Genomic DNA, 19054 nt, shown 5'->3' on the forward strand with positions numbered 1-19054 from the left:
CTCAATGCCCTCCCGCCTGTTGATCTGCCACGGAAGAACCCAAATAGGCTTCCTGCACCCGCGCATTGGCCCGCACCGCCTGTGGTGTGTCAAAGGCAATCACCTCGCCATAGACCACCACGGCAATCTTGTCCGCCAGCCCGAAGACCACGCCCATGTCGTGCTCCACCGTCAGCAGCGTTTTGCCTTCCGTCACTTTTTTGATGAGCTGGATGAAATGTGCGGTTTCGCTGTTGCTCATCCCTGCCGTGGGTTCGTCGAGCAAGATGACGCTGGCACCGCCGCCGATGGTGATGCCGATCTCCAGCGCGCGCTGTTCGGCATAGGTCAGGTTCACGGCCAGCGTGTCGCGCTTGCGGTGCAGGCCAATCATCTCCATCAGCTCATTAGCGCGCTCGTTGGCGTCATGCAGATTGGAGAGAAAGCGCCAGAAGCTATAGCGATAGCCCAGACTCCAGAGCACGCTGCAGCGCAGGTTCTCAAACACCGACAGCTTGGGAAAGATGTTGGTGATCTGAAAGCTGCGCGAAAGGCCCATGCGGTTGATCTCGAACGGCTTTTGGCCGTTGATACGCTGACCGTGCAGCAAGATGTTACCACTGCTGGGCTCAAAGCGGCCGCTGATCAGGTTGAACAGCGTGCTCTTGCCCGCACCATTGGGGCCGATGATGGCAATGCGCTCGCCCGCATTCACGGCCAGATTGGCACCGCGAATGATTTCAGTCTTGCCAAAATTTTTGCGCAGGTCGCGCAGCTCCAGCGCATAAGGTTTGCCTGCTGACTGAGTTGCTTGCGCAGTTGGTTGATGAATGGCAATGCTGGACATGGATCAACCCTCCCCTTTCTTGATGCTTTCTTCTATCGCTTCCTGGATCTGGCCCCAGCGGCGCGCCGTAAAGCGACGCGCGGTCTCCAGCAAGCCCAGCCCCACTACAAAAATCACAATGGCGACCGTCCAGGTGGCGGCAACGCTGGTGTCCAGCTGCGTGCCCATGAATGGAACCATGGAGCCCATCGCTGCGTTGAGCTGCATGTGATAGATCATCTCGATCAGCGAAGCCGCGCCAACCAGCGTGATTGCGCCTGCCACCAGTACGCCCAGATAAGGCTTGATCAGGCGCTTGAAGTGGCCGAACTTGGCAACGCGCAGATTCATCATGATCAGGCTGGCTACGCCGCCGGGTGCGTACATGACCATCAGCAAAAAGACCAACCCCAGATACAGCAGCCAGGCCTTGGTCAGCTCAGACAGCAGCACCGAAGCCAGTACCAGCAGCACAGCGCCGATGATGGGGCCGAAGAAGAAGGTGGCACCACCCAGGAAGGTGAAGAGCAGATAGCCGCCCGAGCGCACCACACTGACGCTGTCCATGGCCGTGATGATCTCGAAATTGATAGCAGTCAACCCGCCACCAATACCGGCAAAAAAGCCCGCAATGATGAAAGCGAAGTAGCGCACGCGCTGGGTGTTGTAGCCCACAAACTCCACACGTTCGGGGTTGTCACGCACGGCGTTCAGCATGCGGCCCAGTGGCGTGCCGGTGAAAGCGAACATGGCTGCCGTACAGACAAAGCAGTAGGCCGCAATCAGGTAGTAAACCTGCAGACCCGAGCCAAAGTCCAGCCCAAAGAACTTGCTGTAGACACGGTCGGTAGTGATGCCGCCCTCGCCACCAAAGAACTCTGGGAACATCAGCGCCATGGAAGCGACCAGTTCACCCAAGCCCATGGTAATCATGGCAAAGGTGGTGCCGGACTTTTTGGTGGTGACATAGCCAAACAGAGCTGCGAAGAACATGCCCGCAATGCCGCCCACAATGGGAATAAGCACCAGCGGAATAGGCATGGCACCGGCTGCGGCCTTGTTCATGGCGTGAATGGCCAGAAACGAGCCCAGGCCCGTGTACACCGCATGCCCAAAGCTCAGCATGCCGCCCTGCCCCAGCAGGATGTTGTATGACAGACAGATGATGATGAGGTAGCCAATCTGGCTGAGCATGGTCAGCGCCAGCGAGCTGGTGAAGATCAGCGGCGCCACGATCAAGGCCAGCGCAAACAGGCCCCAGATCAGAATGCGCCCGATATTCAGGGGCTTGAAGCGGTAATGAGCCTGCGTCTCGCCCTTGTCTGCAGCAGAAGAATTCATGGAAGTTTTCGCAATTGAAGACATGGCTTAATCTCCTCTCGTGCCCAGCAGGCCCTTGGGGCGGAAGATGAGAATCAGCACCAGGAACAGGTACGGCAGAATGGGCGCGACCTGGGACAGTGTCAGTCTCAGCACAGGCCAGCCAAAGGTGGACTCATTGACCGTCTGGCCCATGGAGGTGAACAGCCCGGCCAGCGACCAGTCCAACGCCACGGCAAAGGTCTGCAGCACGCCAATCAGCAGCGAAGCGACAAACGCCCCCGCAAGCGAGCCCATGCCGCCCACGACCACCACCACAAAGATGATGGAGCCCACCGATGCCGCCATGGCAGGCTCGGTCACATAGGTGTTGCCGCCCAGCACGCCCGCCAGCCCGGCCAGCGCGCAGCCGCCGCCGAACACCATCATGAAAACGCGGGGGACGTTGTGGCCCAGAGCCTCGACCATGTCGGGGTTCTTGAGTGCAGCCTGAATCACCAGTCCAATACGGGTGCGGGTCAGCAGCAGCCAGACCGCTACCAACATCAGCATGGCCACCAGCATCACAAAAGAGCGTGACTTGGGGAACTGCGTGCCGTACAGAGTGAACAGCGGGCCTTGCAGTGCGGTCGGCAGCGCATAAGGCACGGTGCCGCGGCCCCAGATCAGTTGCACCACTTCCAGAATCAGGTACGACAGGCCGAAGGTCACCAGCAGTTCTGGCACATGACCGTATTTGTGCACGCGGCGCAGGCAGTAGCGCTCAAACAGAGCGCCCAGCACGCCTACCAGCACGGGGCACAGAAGCAGTGCAGGCCAGAAACCCACAATGCCGCTAAGCGTGTACGCGAAATACGCGCCCAGCATATAAAAGCTGGTGTGGGCGAAATTGAGCACGCCCATCATGCTGAAAATCAGCGTCAGGCCCGAGCTGAGCATGAAGAGCAGCAGCCCGTAGCTCACGCCGTTGAGCATGGATATGGTGAAAAATTCAGGCGTCATCGACAAGCCTTTTTCTCAAAAAAGCAAAGAGATTGCTGCAGCCCGGCACCTGTTGGGCTTTTTTTATGGATGGCGCACCGGCTGCAACACGAGGGTGATGGCTCAGCTCGGGCGCTTCATCTGGCAGCTAGTGGGCGTGCTGGCCACATAGGGCTCGTAGTACTTCACCGGCGCAAAGGTGTAGCCGGTGTTTTCCGCGTCATACGGGAACTTGCCGCCAGCCTTTTGCCACTTGGTGATGTACAGGCCTTGCTGCAACTGGTGGTCAGACTTGCGCATCTCCACTTCGCCATTAAAGCTCTTGAGCTTCATGCCCTCCAGCGCGGCAGCGACCTTGACCGGGTCGGTAGAACCCGTCTTCACAAAGGCGGCATCCAGCAAGGCAAACACGTGATAGATGGAGCTTTGCGTGAGGTCGTCGCTGAACTTCTTCTTGAAGCTGGCCATGCTGGCCTGAATGGGCTGACCCATGTTGTAGTGGCCATAGGCCACCGTGTAGACCTTGCCATCAGACGCTGCACCCATGGCCGTGGGCGAACCAGCGCCAAAGGCATAGTAGGTAAAGAACTTGACGTTGTTCAGACCTGCATCATTGGCGGCCTTGATGAGCAGCGACAGGTCGGCCCCCCAGTTGCCAGTAATGACGGTATCGGCACCTGACTGCTTGATCTTGGCGATATACGGGGCGAAGTCACGCACCTGCGCCAGCGGCGAAAAATCATCACCCACAATTTGCACATCGGGGCGCTTGGCTTTGAGCAGCTCCTTGGCGTACTTGGATACCTGCTGGCCGTGGCCGTAGTTCTGGTTGATCAGATAGACCTTCTTGACCTCGGCATCGTCCTTCATGAAGGTGGTCAGCACTTCCATCTTCATGGAGGTATCGGCATCGAGGCGGAAGTGCCAGTAGCTGCACTTGCTGTTCGTCAGATCAGGGTCAACGGCGGCATAGTTGAAGTACAGCAGCTCCTTGCCCTTGTTGCGGTTGTTGTGCTTTTCCAGCGCATCCATGATGGCCAGCGCCGGGCCAGAGCCATTGCCCTGCGCGATATAGCGCACGCCCTGATCCATGGCGGACCGCAGTGCGGCCGTGGTTTCTTGCGGGCTGAGTTTGTTGTCCAGCGCCACCACCTCAAACTTCACACCCGAGGCATTTTTTTGATTGAATTCTTCGGCCAGCAGCTGAAAAGTCTTGAGCTGATTGGTCCCCACCGCCGCCATCAGGCCAGACAAGGGATCAATCCAGGCCAGCTTTACCGTTTCGCCTTTTTGAGCCCAGGCACCACCTGCGCTCACCGCCATAGCCGAAACGGCCACTGCACGCATAACCCATTTCATACTTGTCTCCTTACTCTGTTTTTGCTAGTCAATGACGCCAATCTACCGGCCGGTAGACTTTTCCCCTTGGGGGAAAGCCTTAGTAACTATCACGCAGGCGACTTTCATGGCGGTTTTCGGGCCGTTGCCGACACTTGGGTGACACATGCAGAAATCTGCGCCGTGATGTGAAACACCCGTCCACATGCAGCGCCTCCAAGACAGAGACAAAAAAGGGTGCCGCACGGGCACCCTTGGCATCCCTGTCGCTCAGGCTCAGGAAGGTCGTTTCATCTGGCAGCTGGTGGGCGTGCTGGCCACATAGGGCTCGTAATACTTCACCGGCGCAAAGGTGTAGCCCGTATTCTCAGAATCCATGGGGTACTTGCCGCCCGCCTTATCCCAGCGCAGGATGTACAGGCCCTGCTGCAACTGGTGGTCGGTCTTGCGCATCTCGACCTCGCCGTTGTAGTTCTGGAACTTCATGCCCTCCATGGTCGCGGCGACCTTGACCGGGTCGGTGGTCTTGGCCTTGGCAAAGGCCTGGTCGAGCATGTTCAGACCCGTGTAAACGGTGCCGGTATACATATCGTCATTGACCTTGGCCTTGAAGCCCTTGACGATCTTTTCCATGGTGCCCGGCATGTTCAGATGGCCGTAGCCCACCATATAGACCTTGCCTGCAGCAGCTGCGCCCATGGCAGTGGGCGCGCCCGTGGCAATGCCGTAGTAGGTGTAGAACTTGACGTTGTTCAGACCCGCATCGTTGGCTGCCTTGACGAGCAGCGACAGGTCAGAGCCCCAGTTGCCGGTAATCACCGTATCGGCACCGGACTGCTTGATCTTGGCCACATAGGGTGCGAAGTCACGCACCTGGGCCAGTGGCGAGAAGTCATCGCCCACAATTTCCACATCGGGGCGCTTGCGCTTGAGCATTTCCTTGGCGAACTTGGAAACCTGCTGGCCGTGCGAATAGTTCTGGTTGATCAGGTAGACCTTTTTGACTTCGGGCACGTCCTTCATGTACGTGGTCAGCGCCTCCATCTTCATGGAGGTATCTGCATCCAGACGGAAGTGCCAGTAGCTGCACTTGCTATTGGTCAGATCAGGGTCCACTGCGGCGTAGTTGAGGAACACCACTTCCTTGCCCTTGTTGCGGGCATTGTGCTTTTCCAGCGCATCCATGATGGCCAGCGCCGGGCCAGAGCCATTGCCCTGAAATACATAGCGCACGCCTTGATCCATGGCTGAGCGCAGCGCAGCCGTGGTTTCCTGCGGGCTCAGTTTGTTGTCAATACCAATGATTTCGAACTTGACGCCTGAAGTGCTGGCCTTGTTGATCTCTTCGGCAGCGTACTGCAGACTTTTGAGCTGGTTAGAGCCCAGCGCAGCCATCAGGCCCGAAAGCGGATCAATCCACGCGACCTTGACGGTCTCCCCCTTTTGCGCCATTGCAGTTCCCGCGCACGCCAGGATCACCGATGCCGTCAAAGCCTTGTATGCAAACTTCATAGAGCGTCTCCATTGGTGTTTATGAGCGAGGCTCAGACTAAGCGGCAAGCCCTTCATTGCCGCCTGGGGGTTGCCCTAGCGCATATCACTTTGGCGACTTTGGGACATTTCTGACGTCCTGAGTTATCAAAAAACATAGCTGCTTGCGCATACAGATAAAGCGCTGCAGGCCTTTATCTCTCAAAGAATGGCAAAACCAGTGTCTCAGCTGCGCCTAGAGCGGCAGTTGGTTTTCCGTCAACGGCAGGCCATTGGCAGCCGTCAGCACCTGCGGCTCAGGCAAGCCCTTGCCCTCCAGCTTTGGGGCGACCTCGTCCATGAATTTGTCAAAGCTCAGCTTGCGTGCCTTTACACGGAGCAACAGTTCTGCCACCTCAGGAATCTGATCCACACGCGCACCGCCGATCAAAGCCAGACACAGATAGTTCAGCAGATCACGCACCCCAGTGAGTCCATAAAGGCGAGCAAACACCAGTTGCTGGCGCACAAACCAGTGCATGACCAGATCGCTTACCCAGCAGGACTGCCAGGACTGCGGGTCCCAGCAGACCCGAAGCGGGCGCATCCAAGGATTGGCAACAACAGGCAGGCGACTTCGGCTGAACACTGTGCATGGCAAGAGCCCAAAACGAAACGGCCATCATCGCATGATGATGGCCGGGGGCTGCAGGGCTCCATGCGCACAGAAAAGCCGCGCTTAAAGCGTAGGCAGCTTGTAATCCTTCAGTTCCTCACGCAGACGAGTCTTGAGCATCTTGCCCGTGGCACCAATAGGGATAGCCGCCACAAACACCACATCATCCGGAATCTGCCACTTGGCGGTCTTGCCTTCGTAGAACTGCAGCAATTCCTCGCGCGTGACATCGGCACCCGGCTTTTTGACCACGGCAACAATCGGGCGCTCATCCCACTTGGGGTGCGGCATGCCAATACAGGCGGCCATGGCGACAACGGGGTGGGCCATGGCGATGTTTTCAATATCGATGGAGCTGATCCATTCGCCACCGGACTTGATCACGTCCTTGCTGCGGTCGGTAATCTGCATATAGCCGTCGGCGTCGATAGTCGCCATGTCCCCGGTAGGGAACCAGCCATGGCCGTCAGCCCCTTGCACCAATGGGCTGCCGCTGCCTTTGTAATAGCTGTCGATGATCCAGGGCCCACGCACCAGCAGGTCGCCATAGCTCTTGCCGTCCCAGGGCTGATCTTCACCGGCGTCGTTGACAATCTTCATGTCCACGCCAAAGATCGCGCGGCCTTGTTTCTGGCGGATCTTCATCTGCTCTCCCTTAGGCAGATCCTGGTGCTTGTTCTTGAGCGTGCACAGGGTGCCCAGCGGACTCATCTCCGTCATGCCCCAGGCATGCAAAACCTCGACCCCATAGTCATCCTGGAAGGCCGTAATCATGGCGGGCGGGCAGGCGGAGCCACCAATCACCGTGCGCTTGAGCTTGGAAAAGCGCAGGCCGCTAGGCTTCATATAGCTCAGCAGCATCTGCCACACTGTGGGCACACCGGCGGCAAAGGTCACGCCTTCGGCCTCGATCAATTCGTAGACCGACTTGCCGTCCAGCGCCGGGCCGGGGAAGACCAGCTTGCAACCCGTGAGCGCGGCCGAATACGGCAGGCCCCAGGCATTGACGTGGAACATGGGCACCACTGGCAGTACCGAGTCGCGAGCCGACAGACACATCACATCAGGCAACGCCGCTGCATAGGCGTGCAAGACGCTGGAGCGGTGGCTATAGAGCACCGCCTTGGGATTGCCCGTAGTGCCGCTGGTGTAGCACATGCTTGACGCCGTGTTTTCATCGAACTGCGGCCAGTTGTATTGATCGGACTGGTCTGCAATCCAGCTCTCATAGCTCACCAGCCCCGGAATACCACTGTCTGCGGGCACCTTGTCTGCATCGCACAGCACCACCCATTGGCTGACCTGCGGGCACTTGCTGTGCACGGCGGCAATGATGGGCAAAAAGCTCAGATCAAAGCACAGGGCCTTGTCCTCCGCGTGGTTGATGATCCAGGCAATCTGCTCAGGGTGCAGGCGCGGATTGATGGTGTGCAGCACCCGGCCCGAGCCGCTGACGCCAAAGTACATCTCCATGTGGCGATAACCATTCCACGCCAGACTGGCCACCCGCTCCCCCTGCGCCAACCCCATTGCGTCCAGCGTATTGGCCAGCTGCCGCGCGCGGCCTGCCATGTCCTTATAGGTATAACGATGGATATCCCCTTCCACACGACGGGAGACAATTTCCCCGTCGCTATGGTTGCGGGCGGCAAACTCGATCAGGGAAGAAATCAGCAGTGGCTGGTTTTGCATCAAACCCAACATAGGCACGTCTCCTGGATATCGTTGTGGTAGTCGGCAGCCATCCTAGCGCTAGCTTTGCAGCCGTCACCCCAGAGCTGTCACCAATGCGTAATGGAATCGACGTTTCCCCGCATCCTTCCTATGAAGGATGTCGAACGCCTCAGGGAAAGACCTAGGCATTCGCCAGCACTGCGCCAGGCTATTGACTCAGGTGTCCAAGGCCTCTGCCAACAACCCTGCAAGCTCTGGCTTTGCTGCGGCTCAAGCACAATGACTGCATGAGCGAATCCACTGCCCCGCAATGGCACAGCCCCGGCCGATTCGAAGCCCTGGGCCCGGCATTTTTCACCTATCTTCAACCCACGCCCGTACCGGCACCGCACTGGGTCGCCACCAGCGCCAGTACCGCGCAGCTGATGGGACTGAACCCCGCATGGCTGCGAACCGACGAGGCACTTCAAACCCTCAGCGGCAATGCGGTGCCAGCGGCTGCGTCCGACGACCACAAGCCGCTGGCCAGCGTTTACAGCGGCCACCAGTTCGGCGTCTGGGCCGGGCAGCTGGGCGACGGCCGTGCCATCATGCTGGGCGAGACTGAGCAAGGCTTTGAAGTCCAGCTCAAAGGCGCAGGCCGCACGCCCTACTCGCGCGGTGGCGATGGCCGTGCCGTGCTGCGCTCATCCATTCGTGAATTTCTGTGCAGCGAAGCCATGGCTGCTTTAGGCATTCCCACCACCAGAGCCCTGGCGCTGACTGGCTCCCCCCTTTCCGTGGCACGCGAGACCCTGGAAACGGCGGCCATCGTCACCCGCGTGGCCGAGAGCTTTGTGCGCTTTGGCCACTTCGAGCATTTCGCCGCGCGCGACATGCAAGCACCGCTGAAAGCGCTGGCCGATCTGGTCATTGACCAGCACTACCCCGAATGCCGTACCGCCACACCGCTGCAAGGCAATGCCTACGCCAACTTTCTGCAGGCCGTGAGCGAGCGCACCGCCCGCCTGCTGGCCCAGTGGCAAGCCGTGGGCTTTTGCCACGGGGTGATGAACACCGACAACATGAGCATTCTGGGCCTGACGATTGACTACGGCCCCTTCCAGTTTCTCGATGCGTTTGATCCCGGCCACATCTGCAACCACAGCGACAACCAGGGCCGTTACGCCTTCAACCGCCAGCCCCAGGTCGCCTACTGGAACCTGTACTGCCTCGGCCAAGCCCTGCTGCCGCTGATTGGCAGTGAAGAGCTGACCATTGCGGCGCTGGAATCGTACAAAACCGCCTTCCCCGCGGCTTACGCCACGCAAATGCTGCGCAAGCTGGGCCTGCCCGAAGATGCGGAGGGCACAGCGCCTGCCGATGGCCGCTTTGCCCTGCTGGTCAACCCGCTGCTGCAGATACTGGCCGACAACAAGGTGGACTACACCATCTTCTTCACGCGCCTGACCGAAGCCGTGCAGCAGGCACAAGATGCAAACATCGACTTTGAGCCACTGCGGGACATCATTCTGGACCGCGCCACGTTCGACGCCTGGTCGCTCACCTATTCAGAGCAGCTAGCGCAGGTAGATCAAGCGCAAGCGGCCGATTTGATGCAAAAATCCAATCCCCGCTTCGTGCTGCGCAACCACCTGGGTGAAACCGTGATTCGCGCCGCACAGGGCGGCGACTTTGCGCCGGTGCGGCAAATGCTGGCCGTGCTGCAAGCACCTTATGACTCGCACCCGGCCCACGCAGACTGGGCCGGCTTCCCGCCCGACTGGGCTACCACCATTGAAATCAGCTGTTCATCATGAGCTTTCCTATCCAGAAAACCGATGCCGAATGGCAAGCCCTGCTGCAGGAAAAAGGCGCCGAGCCTGCTGCGTTTCAGGTCACCCGCCACGCCGCCACCGAGCGCCCCTTCACCGGCAAGTACGAAAAGTTCTGGGCCGATGGCAGCTACCACTGCGTCTGCTGCGGTGCCAAACTGTTTGACTCGCACACCAAGTTTGACGCCGGCTGCGGCTGGCCCAGCTTTGATCTGGCCGTACCCGGCGCAATCACGGAAATCACCGACCGTACCCACGGCATGGTCCGCGTGGAGACCGTGTGCAGCAGCTGCGGCGCGCATCTGGGTCATGTCTTTCCAGATGGCCCCACGGACACAGGTCTGCGCTACTGCATGAACTCAGCCTCTCTGGATTTCCACAACGACGCTCAAAAATAAGAGCTGCCAGCGCTTGATGTGAAAGCGTTTGAGCCTGTCCTGACTCAAATCACTTCTCAAGCGCACCTCTTGGTTATCTTGGTTTTGATAGCTAAAACCGCCCGCCACTCAAGCCTTTGACGCAGGTATGGCTGGCTCTTTGGTGCATGATGACTATTTACCGCTGCACCGGGAACCTTGCCCGGCTGGCGTACTCTGAAATACCAGAACGACTTACATTTCGCGCATGAAGCTGCTGATTGATTTTTTCCCCATCATCCTGTTTTTCGTGGCCTTCAAGGTCTGGGGCATCTATGCCGCCACGGGCGTGGCTATTGTGGCCACCATTGCTCAGATCGCTTATCTGCGCATCAAAACCGGCAAGATCGAGCCCATGCAATGGGTCAGTCTTGGCGTGATTGTGCTGTTTGGCGGTGCCACGCTGCTGGCCCACAACGAAGACTTCATCAAGTGGAAGCCCACGGTGCTGTACTGGCTCATGGGCGCTGCTTTGCTGTTTGGCCAGCTGATCTTCAAAAAGAACCTGCTGCGCTCCGTCATGGGTTCGCAACTGCAGCTGCCTGATGCTGTCTGGCTCAAGCTCAACTGGGCGTGGACCGCTTTCTTCGCCGGCATGGGCGCCCTCAACCTCTGGGTGGCCTTTAACTTTGACACCGATGCCTGGGTCAACTTCAAGCTGTTTGGCGGCATGGGCCTCATGGTCGCCTTCGTCATTGCGCAAGCCATCTACATGAGCCGCTACCTGCCCCAGGACACCACTCAAAACAACGGCGAAGCCAAGGACAAGCAGCCATGAGCGTCACCATCAGCGCCCCCGCCATGGACGCCGCTCTGCGCGAACGCCTGCAGCCAACCCAGCTCGAAGTCATTGACGAAAGCTACCAGCATGCCGGCCATGCTGGAGCCAACGACAGTGGCGTCGGCACCCATTTCCGCATCCGCATTGCCTGCCCCGGCTTTGACGGAAAAAGCCGCGTAGCGCGCCATCGCCTTGTGTATGATGCGTTGCAGGACTTCATTGACCAGGGCGTTCACGCCATCGCCATTGAAGTTTTATGACATCAGGCTCCGCAATGCGGAGCCTGTTGCATATGGGCTGAACTAATTCACTTTTTTCAATCAAGACTCGAATGAGCATGAATCAAAAGCAAATGGCCCGCATGGTGGGCGCCGCAGTTCTGGGCTTTGCCGCCCTGTCCGCATCGGCACAAAACGTGGCCATCGTCAATGGCAAGGCCGTTCCTCTGGCCCGCGTCAACGCACTGAAGGCACAAATCGAAGCCAGCGGCCAGCCCATCGCCCCCGAGATGGACAAGATGATCAAGGACGAAGTCATCGCCCGCGAAATCTTCATGCAAGAAGCCAGCCGCCGTGGCCTGGCCGCCTCTGATGCCTACAAGCAGCAGATGGAAATGGCACGCCAGACCGTGCTGATCCGTGCGCTGTTTGAAGACTTCCAGAAGAAGAACCCCGTGACCGATGCCGAAGCCAAGGCCGAGTACGACAAGTTCGTGGAAGCCAATGGCGGCAAGGAATACAAGGCCAGCCATATCCTGGTGGAGTCCGAAGACCGCGCCAAGGCCATCATTGCTGAAGTGAAGGCTGGCAAGAGCTTTGAAGAGATCGCCAAGAAGGAATCCAAGGACCCCGGATCGGGTGCCCGCGGTGGCGACTTAGACTGGGCCAACCCCAACAACTACGTGCCCGAGTTCACAGAAGCGCTGATCAAGCTCAAAAAGGGCGAACTCACCGCAGTCCCCGTGAAGAGCCAGTTCGGCTGGCACATCATCCGCATGGATGACGAGCGTCAGGCTGAAATGCCCAAGTTTGAAGACGTCAAGCCTCAAATCATGCAGCAACTGCAACAAACAAAGCTGCAGCAATTCCAGGATCAGCTGCGCAAAAGCGCAAAAGTCCAGTAACATGCTCTTACGTCAGCACTGAAAAGAACTGGCCAGACCATCACCAAAGCCCGCGTCAAGCGGGCTTTTTTTGTGCCTGTTGCAGTGCTTATTGCACTGGGTTTGCTACAGATTCCATAGCTTCAGGCGCTTTCTCAGACTTGACTGGGTGCTTTTCGTTGGCCTTGCGCGGGCGGCAATTAGGTGGCTTCAACGCGGCGCTTGCCGCAGATTTGTCATCTTTTTGAGCATCGCCATTCGCACCGGGTTTTCTGCCCTGTTCCTCATCGACCAGCGGGCACAGCGGTAATTTCGCCTGAACTTCAGGGTTTTGCTGCGGCGCAATATCTGCCGTTGCAAGCGATTGTTCAGCGGCATTCGGTGTGCCCTCGCCAGCACTGGAATCGCGCGCCTTGGCTGTTGGTGCCATTCTTTCCGAGCGCTCCATGGACGGCGCTATGGATGATGCAGGTGCCGCCATGGGAGGCGTAGCGTTTGCTACCGCTGGTGCAGCCTGTTCTCGCACGGGCGCTTGCACTTTTGCTTCAATATCCATAGCTGCTGGCGCTTTATCCTCAGGCGCTACAGCCCGATTTTCCTTTGATGGTTGCACCACTGAAGACTGGTGCGTTGCCCTGTTGGTTATCGGCGCGACCTCTGCGGCTTCCGATTGAGCGGCATCTACCGCTGCCGGGTTTGGCTCAGGGGATAACACTGGAGCTGGCGCAGCCTGTTCAGCCACCACAGCAGGGCGTGCATCCGGCTCCACGCCAATGCCTTTGTCTGATCCATCCCACCAGGCCGCGTGCTGTAGCATCAACCAGCCGACCAGCCCGACAGCCGCCAATCCGCCCAGCGCGTGGCGCAGCCAGAAGCGGTCGTTGGCGGCAGGCTGGCTCTGTGGTTTTGCGCTCTCTTGCGATGCAGCGGCTGCGCGCTGTTTGGCGCGGGCCAGTATGGCAGCGCTGCTTTGCGCACTGGGGCCACGGTCATCGGCCACGGCTTGCTGATACAGCTCGCGCAGCACATCGGGCTTGCTGCCTTGCTCTGATTCAGGGGTGATGCTCATGCCAGTTCCTCCAGCGCCGCGCGCAGCTTGGCACGCGCGTAGCGCAGGCGGCTTTTCGCCGTTTCTTCGGCCACGCCGGTGGCCAGGGCAATCTCGGTCACCGTCATATCGGCCTCCACCTGCAATAAAAAACACTCGCGCTGCTCGGTGGGCAACTGCGCCAGCGCGGCCAGCAGGGCATGCGCCATCAGCTGGCGATCAAGCTGATGATCAGGCTCAAAGCCCGAAGCGGCAAACAGGCTGTCGGCCAGCCGCATGGATTCTTCCGTATCTGCTGACAGGCTGATGCCGGGCCGCAGCCTGCGCCAGTGATCGACCAGCCGGTGGTGCGCCATGGTGAACAGCCAAGTCGTGAACTTGCTGCGCACTTCATAGCGCGCAGCGTTGTCCACCACCGCAAACCACAGGTCTTGAGTCAGGTCGTCGGCCAGCGCCCCATCGCCCGTGTTGCGATAAAAGTAGCGCCACATGCGCAGCCGATGGCGGCCATACAGCTGCTCAAACGCTGCGGCCTGTCCTGCTGCATAGCTTTGCATCAGGACCTCATCAAGGATGGCAACTGGTGCCGGCGGCTGTTCGGACATTCCCGCGATTATGCAAACTTCGCGGGCATACCTCTACGCTCCTGTTTCAGCAGTCTTTAGTTACGGGGTGGATCAGGCACAAAACCTGAGTCAGCGGGAAAGGCGCTTGGCGAGCGGGTGACCGGCGGGCGTGGCCGGGGTTCACGAATCACACCCTTGGCCACCAGGTTCTCGTAGCTGTCGTAGCGGATACGTACCACGCGGCGGGGAGTTGCTGTATCGGCTTCAAACTCCGTCTGCTCGACCTGAGAGCTCTCCACCGCGCCATGTCCAGTCCCCAGCGATGGTGCTGCTGAAGGCGCGCGCTTGGCCATGCTGCTCTTGTTGGCCGCATTCGGAGCGGCTTCATCAGCAGTTGCGGCAGAAGACTCTGCGGTAGCCTTGCCAGTCGACCGAGACTCATAGACAGGGCCTTCGTAGACGATGGGCTCTGGCAGCTTTTCACGGTATAGCGCCACACCAATCACGCCCACATCCTTGGGGCGACCCGTACGGCTGGCATAGGACATATCGCTTTGCGAGAAGTAAAACGCTGCGACGCTCTCGTTGCTCTTGCGCCAGCCTGTCACGTCATAGCTGTCTGCCGCATCCAGCACATAGCCATTTTCAGCACGCGAGCTGGCCGTCTTGCCGTTGACGGCATTGACACCATCGACGCTGACGACCGCCATGATGCGGCGACCTTCCAGACTGCGAACGCGCACCGCATAGTTGGCGCCGGGTCGGCCCGCCACCCACAGCTCGCCCCCATGGCGGTAGATGGGCAGTACGCGGCCCGTAGCGCGCTCAACGATGCTGACTTCTGCCACCTTGCCTGTGTCTGCACGCGGCGACAGAGCGCTGGCTGACCCCACGGCAGCCGCGAGCGCGGCGTAGAGCAATGAAACACGCAGCAAACGACTGCGAGTCATAGAAGAGGCGGTAGCGGTTTGGGCCGGGGTTTGAGTGGCGGTGCAATTAGAGAACATGGACGTTATCTCCTGAAAATTCAGTGGCGACAGACTTGTCATCCACTGAAACGCAGCAGCAGCGCCAACGGGGTTAAACATCGCGCTCTTTGTTTGCAAGTATTTGCAACACAGCTTTGACCGGTGACCAAGGGGCTCGCACAGCCTTCTCTGGCACAATCGCCCTCGCTAGGGGTGTCCTGACGACAACAAGTCAAGGCTGAGAGAGTCCCTTTGAACCTGATTGCGCAGAGCCACTGGCTCTGCCCGAGATCATCCTCGCGCAGGGAAGCTGTCCAAGGTGTCATGCCGCGGCACGCTATGACTTCAATAGCTATCTGCGCAACCCACACGGCCCCTGCTTCGTTTTTCTGGCGGAGCATTCATGAATTCTTCCTCTTCAACACCGGCCAATCAGGCCCTGTCCCCCTTGGCCGCGCAAGACCGCGTCTTCGTCTGGCGCGACCATGCCTCGCTGTGGTTCAGTCTGGGCGTGGGCCTGCTGGTCATGCAGATGGGCGCCTATCTGCTGCCCGCGCTCAGCCCCCTGCAGGCGATGATGGCGATTGGTCTGGGCTCCGTCGTCGGCGCTGGCCTGCTGGGCTGGGTGGGCAAGCTGGGCTGCGACAGCGGTCTTTCAAGCGCGGGGCTGATGCACAGCGTTTATGGCCGCAACTTTGCGCGCCTGCCGATTTTTCTGAACATCATCCAACTGCTGGGCTGGGGCAGCTTTGAGCTGGTGGTGATGCGCGACGCCACCGTGGCGCTGGGCAAGCAAAGCGGCGCCATGACGGCGGCTTACTGGCCATGGCTGGCCACGCTGATCTGGGGCAGCGTGATCTTGCTGCTGATGAGCGGCAACATGACCACGCTGGTGCGCCGCATCATCTCGCGCGTTGCGCTGCCGCTGGTGATTGTGTCGCTGCTGTGGCTGAGCTGGCAGTTTCTGGCCATGGCCAGCAACACCGGCTTTGCTGTGCTGCTGAGCCGCGAAGGCACAGGCGGCATGAGCATGCTCAGCGCTGTGGATCTGGTGATTGCCATGCCGATTAGCTGGCTGCCGCTGGTGGCCGACTACGCCCGCCATGGCAAAAGCGGTAAATCTGCGCTGACCGGTGCCTGGACGGGTTTTGCGCTGGCCAATATCTGGTGCTATTCGCTGGGTGTGCTGGTGGCGCTCACGCTGCCCAGCGAAGACCTAGTCACCGCCCTGCTGCTGGCCCAGGGCGGCCTGATCGCCCTGTCGCTGATTTTGCTCGATGAGGTGGACAACGCCTATGGCGATGCCTACTCGGGCGCCATGTCGGCCCACAGCATCTTGCCCGCGTGGAGCATTCGCCGCTGGGGCCTGCTGATTGCAGCGCTGTGCACCGGTCTGGCCATGGTGCTGCCCATGCACAGCCTTGAGCCATTTTTGCTGCTGCTCAGCTCCTGCTTCGTGCCGCTGTTTGGCGTGATGCTGGGACGCCTGGCCTTTGGCACCAATGCCGTAGAGCTGATGCGTGACGCACCCGCTGTGCGCTGGGATGCCGTGGCCATCTGGGTGCTGGGCATTGCCTTCTACCACCTGCTACCGCTTTTGAGCAGCGCCATGGGCTCGGCCCTGCCTACGCTGGTGCTGACATTTGCAGCTGCTGTGGCCACCCGACAGTTGCAACATCGTGGTCAGCCGGTGCAGGCTTGACCATCAAAAAACATAGCTGCAAGCGCATACACATCAAGCGCTTGCAGCAGTTTTAGCTTGATTACTTGGCGCCAGCCGCCTGAAGCAACTGCGCCACGGCCTTCTGGCCGCGCTGGCGGGCATGGGCCAGTGCCGTCACTCCATCCTTATCAGGCAGGTTCAGGTCAGCCCCGGCCTCAATCACCGCTTTGATAATGGCCTGATGGCGCGGGCCACCGTCACTCAGCACCACAGCCTCCACCAGACAAGTCCAGCCCAGCCGGTTGACATGGTCCACATCCACACCGGCCTTGATCAGCGCTAGCGCCGTCTCCACATGGCCGCGCTCGCAGGCCGGAATCAGGGCTGTGCCGCCATAGCGGTTGGTACTTTTAAGGTCCGCGCCGTATAAGAGCGTCATGCGCACAATCTCCAGCCGCCCCTGCGCGCCGGCCAGCAGATAGGCGCTGTCCTGCATCTGGTTCTTCAGATTGGGACTGGCACCATGCAGCAGCAATGAGCGCGCCACTTCGATATGGTTAGCCGCCGTAGCCAGCAGCAGCGGCGTATTGCCCCGCCCATCTTGCACATCCACCTCAGCGCCCTGGCTCAGCAACTGGCGCACCTTGACGGCATCGCCGTCGCGGGCGGCCTGCAGCAGCAAGGGGCCGAGCGACTTCACATCAGCACTTAACGCACCCGAACCCGGCTGAGCGTCCGGCACAGCCGTCTGGGCCGCTGTCGCCTCAAGCGGCGTGGACAAAGAGGCCGCCACTGCCAGCAGGCTCCACAACTTGATCATGAGCATCCTTTCCGGGTTTCACCCTGTTCAGCCCCTGTCAGCTTTCTACAGGAACTATAGCTACCTACGCAAGTCTGATGCGGGTTAGAACCACTTTCAGCAAGAAAAGGAGAATCTGCCCCGTGCTCTGTAACCCAAGCCGCACAACGACCTGGATCCGTAAGGCTGTAACCTCCGCAGCCAGTTCAGCCTTGATTGCGCTGACCGGCCTCAGCACCAGCCTGATGCCCGCCGCCGCCCAGGCGCAGGAGTTCGTCAGCATCAAGGGCAATAGCGTGAACGTGCGCGAAAAGCCCAGCACCCGCTCCTCCACCCAGTGGGAGCTGAGCAAGGGCTACCCGCTGCAAGTCACCCAGCGCAAAGGCCAGTGGCTGCGCGTCAAAGACTATGAAGCCACGCTGGGCTGGGTCCACGCCCCGCTGACCAGCAAGAGCCCGCATATGGTGGTGACGGCGCGCACGGCCAATCTGCGTTCAGGCCCCGGCCAAAAGCACGGCCGCGTGGGCCAACTCAAGCAGTACGAGGTGCTGCAGACGCTGAAAAAGCAAGGCGGCTGGGCCCAGGTGCAGCGCAGCAACGGCCAGAGCGGCTGGGTCGCCAAGAGCCTGGTCTGGGGCTGGTAAGCCAGCGCCCACCCGGACAAAAAAGACAAAAGGCCTGCAATGCAGGCCTTTTCGCATTGGAGAGAAATCAGCCTTGCACAATCCGCTGCGCACGCGGTGCGTAGCCGTGGTTCAACGGGCCGTGGCCGTGGCCGGTATAGACATCAGCACCCGCTTCAATCGCGCCCAGAATATAGCGGCGCGCCTCGGTCACCGCCTGCGCCAGCGGCAGGCCCTGAGCCAGAAATGATGCAATGGCCGACGACAGCGTGCAGCCCGTGCCGTGGCCGTTGTGGGTCACGATGCGCTGCGACTGCAGACGCAGATAGTCGCTGGCAGACTGACCCTGCAGGCCCAGTACATCCATGACCACATCGCCATTCAGGTGCCCGCCCTTGAGCAGCACTGACGGCGCGCCCAAGGCGAGCAAATCTGCCACCGCGGCATCCAGCGCCGGAATTCCGTCAATGCTGCGGCCCAGCAGCAATGCGGCTTCGTCCAGATTGGGGGTGATGACCGTAGCCAGCGGAAACAACTCCTTGACCAGCGCCTGCGCTGTCTCCGGAACAATCAGGCGGTCGCCGCTGGTGGCAACCATCACCGGGTCCAGCACCACATTGGTGAGCTGGTGACGGCGAATGGCGTCGGCCACCACACTCACCACCTCAGGCGTTGCCAGCATGCCGATCTTGACCGCATCCACGCCAATGTCGCTCACCACGGCATCAATCTGGTCACGCACGGTGTTGAGCGGAATGCCGTGAATCCCAGTCACGCCCAGAGTGTTCTGCACGGTGATGGCGGTAATGGCCGTCATGCCATAGCAGCCCAGAGCCGCGCAGGTCTTGAGGTCGGCCTGAATACCGGCACCGCCGCCGCTGTCCGAGCCAGCAATGGAGAGCACGCGCGCATAGCGCTTTTGGGAGGAGCCGGAGATGGGGGAAGAAGCAGTCACTGTCATGGAGAAAAATTATCGCCCATGCGCATGATCAATGCGCGGTGTTTACGGT

General features: G+C 59.8%; 19 protein-coding genes. 7 read left to right on the top strand and 12 right to left on the bottom strand.

The window, feature by feature from the left end:
• Window position 1: 1 nt before the first annotated feature.
• From CLU84_RS11525 to CLU84_RS11555, 7 genes are all read right to left on the bottom strand, one after another.
• Window positions 2-826 carry an ABC transporter ATP-binding protein gene (locus CLU84_RS11525; RefSeq protein WP_099737287.1) on the bottom strand — a complete coding sequence of 275 codons (825 nt, stop codon included), beginning with the start codon at window positions 824-826 and terminating at the stop codon, window positions 2-4.
• Window positions 827-829: 3 nt separating this feature from the next.
• Complete coding sequence (locus CLU84_RS11530) at window positions 830-2170, bottom strand: branched-chain amino acid ABC transporter permease (protein WP_099737288.1); 1341 nt, start codon at window positions 2168-2170, stop codon at window positions 830-832.
• Between the two features lie 3 nt (window positions 2171-2173).
• On the bottom strand, window positions 2174-3127 hold the full coding sequence (locus CLU84_RS11535; protein ID WP_099737289.1) for a branched-chain amino acid ABC transporter permease: 954 nt from the start codon (window positions 3125-3127) through the stop codon (window positions 2174-2176).
• Window positions 3128-3229: 102 nt separating this feature from the next.
• Entirely contained in the window at window positions 3230-4465 is a 1236-nt protein-coding gene (locus CLU84_RS11540) for a branched-chain amino acid ABC transporter substrate-binding protein (RefSeq protein WP_099737290.1), read from the bottom strand.
• Window positions 4466-4720: 255 nt separating this feature from the next.
• The gene (locus tag CLU84_RS11545) at window positions 4721-5956 is read right to left on the bottom strand and encodes a branched-chain amino acid ABC transporter substrate-binding protein (protein WP_099737291.1); all 1236 of its coding nucleotides are present in this window, start codon (window positions 5954-5956) and stop codon (window positions 4721-4723) included.
• A gap of 214 nt (window positions 5957-6170) precedes the next feature.
• On the bottom strand, window positions 6171-6455 hold the full coding sequence (locus CLU84_RS11550; RefSeq protein WP_144445444.1) for a hypothetical protein: 285 nt from the start codon (window positions 6453-6455) through the stop codon (window positions 6171-6173).
• 198 nt (window positions 6456-6653) lie between these two features.
• A complete protein-coding gene (locus tag CLU84_RS11555) occupies window positions 6654-8294 on the bottom strand; it encodes a 3-(methylthio)propionyl-CoA ligase (protein WP_099737293.1) in 1641 nt (546 codons plus the stop codon).
• A gap of 233 nt (window positions 8295-8527) precedes the next feature.
• Here CLU84_RS11555 and CLU84_RS11560 point away from each other — a divergent pair, with 233 nt between their 5' ends.
• From CLU84_RS11560 to CLU84_RS11580, 5 genes are all read left to right on the top strand, one after another.
• Window positions 8528-10063, top strand: coding sequence for a YdiU family protein (locus tag CLU84_RS11560; RefSeq protein WP_369826860.1), 1536 nt, complete (start codon window positions 8528-8530; stop codon window positions 10061-10063).
• Window positions 10060-10476, top strand: coding sequence for a peptide-methionine (R)-S-oxide reductase MsrB (gene msrB / locus CLU84_RS11565; RefSeq protein WP_099737294.1), 417 nt, complete (start codon window positions 10060-10062; stop codon window positions 10474-10476). Before CLU84_RS11560 ends, msrB begins: the two co-directional genes overlap by 4 nt.
• 226 nt (window positions 10477-10702) lie before the next feature.
• Window positions 10703-11272, top strand: a complete 570-nt coding sequence (locus CLU84_RS11570) for a septation protein A (protein WP_099737295.1) — start codon at window positions 10703-10705, stop codon at window positions 11270-11272.
• Complete coding sequence (locus tag CLU84_RS11575; RefSeq protein ID WP_099737296.1) at window positions 11269-11535, top strand: BolA family transcriptional regulator; 267 nt, start codon at window positions 11269-11271, stop codon at window positions 11533-11535. The genes CLU84_RS11570 and CLU84_RS11575 overlap by 4 nt, the downstream gene beginning before the upstream one ends.
• A 71-nt stretch (window positions 11536-11606) precedes the next feature.
• The gene (locus CLU84_RS11580; protein WP_369826838.1) at window positions 11607-12398 is read left to right on the top strand and encodes a peptidylprolyl isomerase; all 792 of its coding nucleotides are present in this window, start codon (window positions 11607-11609) and stop codon (window positions 12396-12398) included.
• Between the two features lie 88 nt (window positions 12399-12486).
• On the opposite strand, the gene CLU84_RS11585 is transcribed toward CLU84_RS11580, so the two are convergent.
• Genes CLU84_RS11585 through CLU84_RS11595 form a run of 3 tightly spaced genes read right to left on the bottom strand, consistent with a single transcriptional unit; the run spans window position 12487 to window position 14941 of the window.
• Complete coding sequence (locus CLU84_RS11585) at window positions 12487-13446, bottom strand: hypothetical protein (protein WP_099737297.1); 960 nt, start codon at window positions 13444-13446, stop codon at window positions 12487-12489.
• Entirely contained in the window at window positions 13443-14030 is a 588-nt protein-coding gene (locus CLU84_RS11590) for a sigma-70 family RNA polymerase sigma factor (RefSeq protein ID WP_099737298.1), read from the bottom strand. The genes CLU84_RS11585 and CLU84_RS11590 overlap by 4 nt, the downstream gene beginning before the upstream one ends.
• Before the next feature lie 56 nt (window positions 14031-14086).
• Complete coding sequence (locus CLU84_RS11595) at window positions 14087-14941, bottom strand: hypothetical protein (protein ID WP_099737299.1); 855 nt, start codon at window positions 14939-14941, stop codon at window positions 14087-14089.
• Window positions 14942-15362: 421 nt separating this feature from the next.
• Here CLU84_RS11595 and CLU84_RS11600 point away from each other — a divergent pair, with 421 nt between their 5' ends.
• Window positions 15363-16661: a cytosine permease gene (locus CLU84_RS11600; protein WP_099737300.1), complete on the top strand. Its 1299-nt coding sequence runs from the start codon at window positions 15363-15365 to the stop codon at window positions 16659-16661.
• A 61-nt stretch (window positions 16662-16722) separates the two neighbouring features.
• Here CLU84_RS11600 and CLU84_RS11605 read toward each other — a convergent pair whose 3' ends face one another.
• Window positions 16723-17448 carry an ankyrin repeat domain-containing protein gene (locus CLU84_RS11605; RefSeq protein WP_099737301.1) on the bottom strand — a complete coding sequence of 242 codons (726 nt, stop codon included), beginning with the start codon at window positions 17446-17448 and terminating at the stop codon, window positions 16723-16725.
• Between the two features lie 116 nt (window positions 17449-17564).
• On the opposite strand from CLU84_RS11605, the gene CLU84_RS11610 reads away from it, so the two are divergent.
• Entirely contained in the window at window positions 17565-18065 is a 501-nt protein-coding gene (locus tag CLU84_RS11610) for an SH3 domain-containing protein (protein ID WP_369826839.1), read from the top strand.
• 67 nt (window positions 18066-18132) lie between these two features.
• Here the strand turns inward: CLU84_RS11610 and thiD are convergent, their stop codons facing one another.
• Window positions 18133-19005 (bottom strand): bifunctional hydroxymethylpyrimidine kinase/phosphomethylpyrimidine kinase, encoded by an 873-nt coding sequence (thiD, locus tag CLU84_RS11615; RefSeq protein ID WP_099737303.1) that lies wholly within the window; start codon window positions 19003-19005, stop codon window positions 18133-18135.
• Window positions 19006-19054 lie beyond the last annotated feature (49 nt).

Origin of the sequence: Comamonas sp. 26 (assembly GCF_002754475.1) — a bacterium.
In the GTDB taxonomy this organism is placed as follows: Bacteria; Pseudomonadota; Gammaproteobacteria; order Burkholderiales; family Burkholderiaceae_C; genus Comamonas.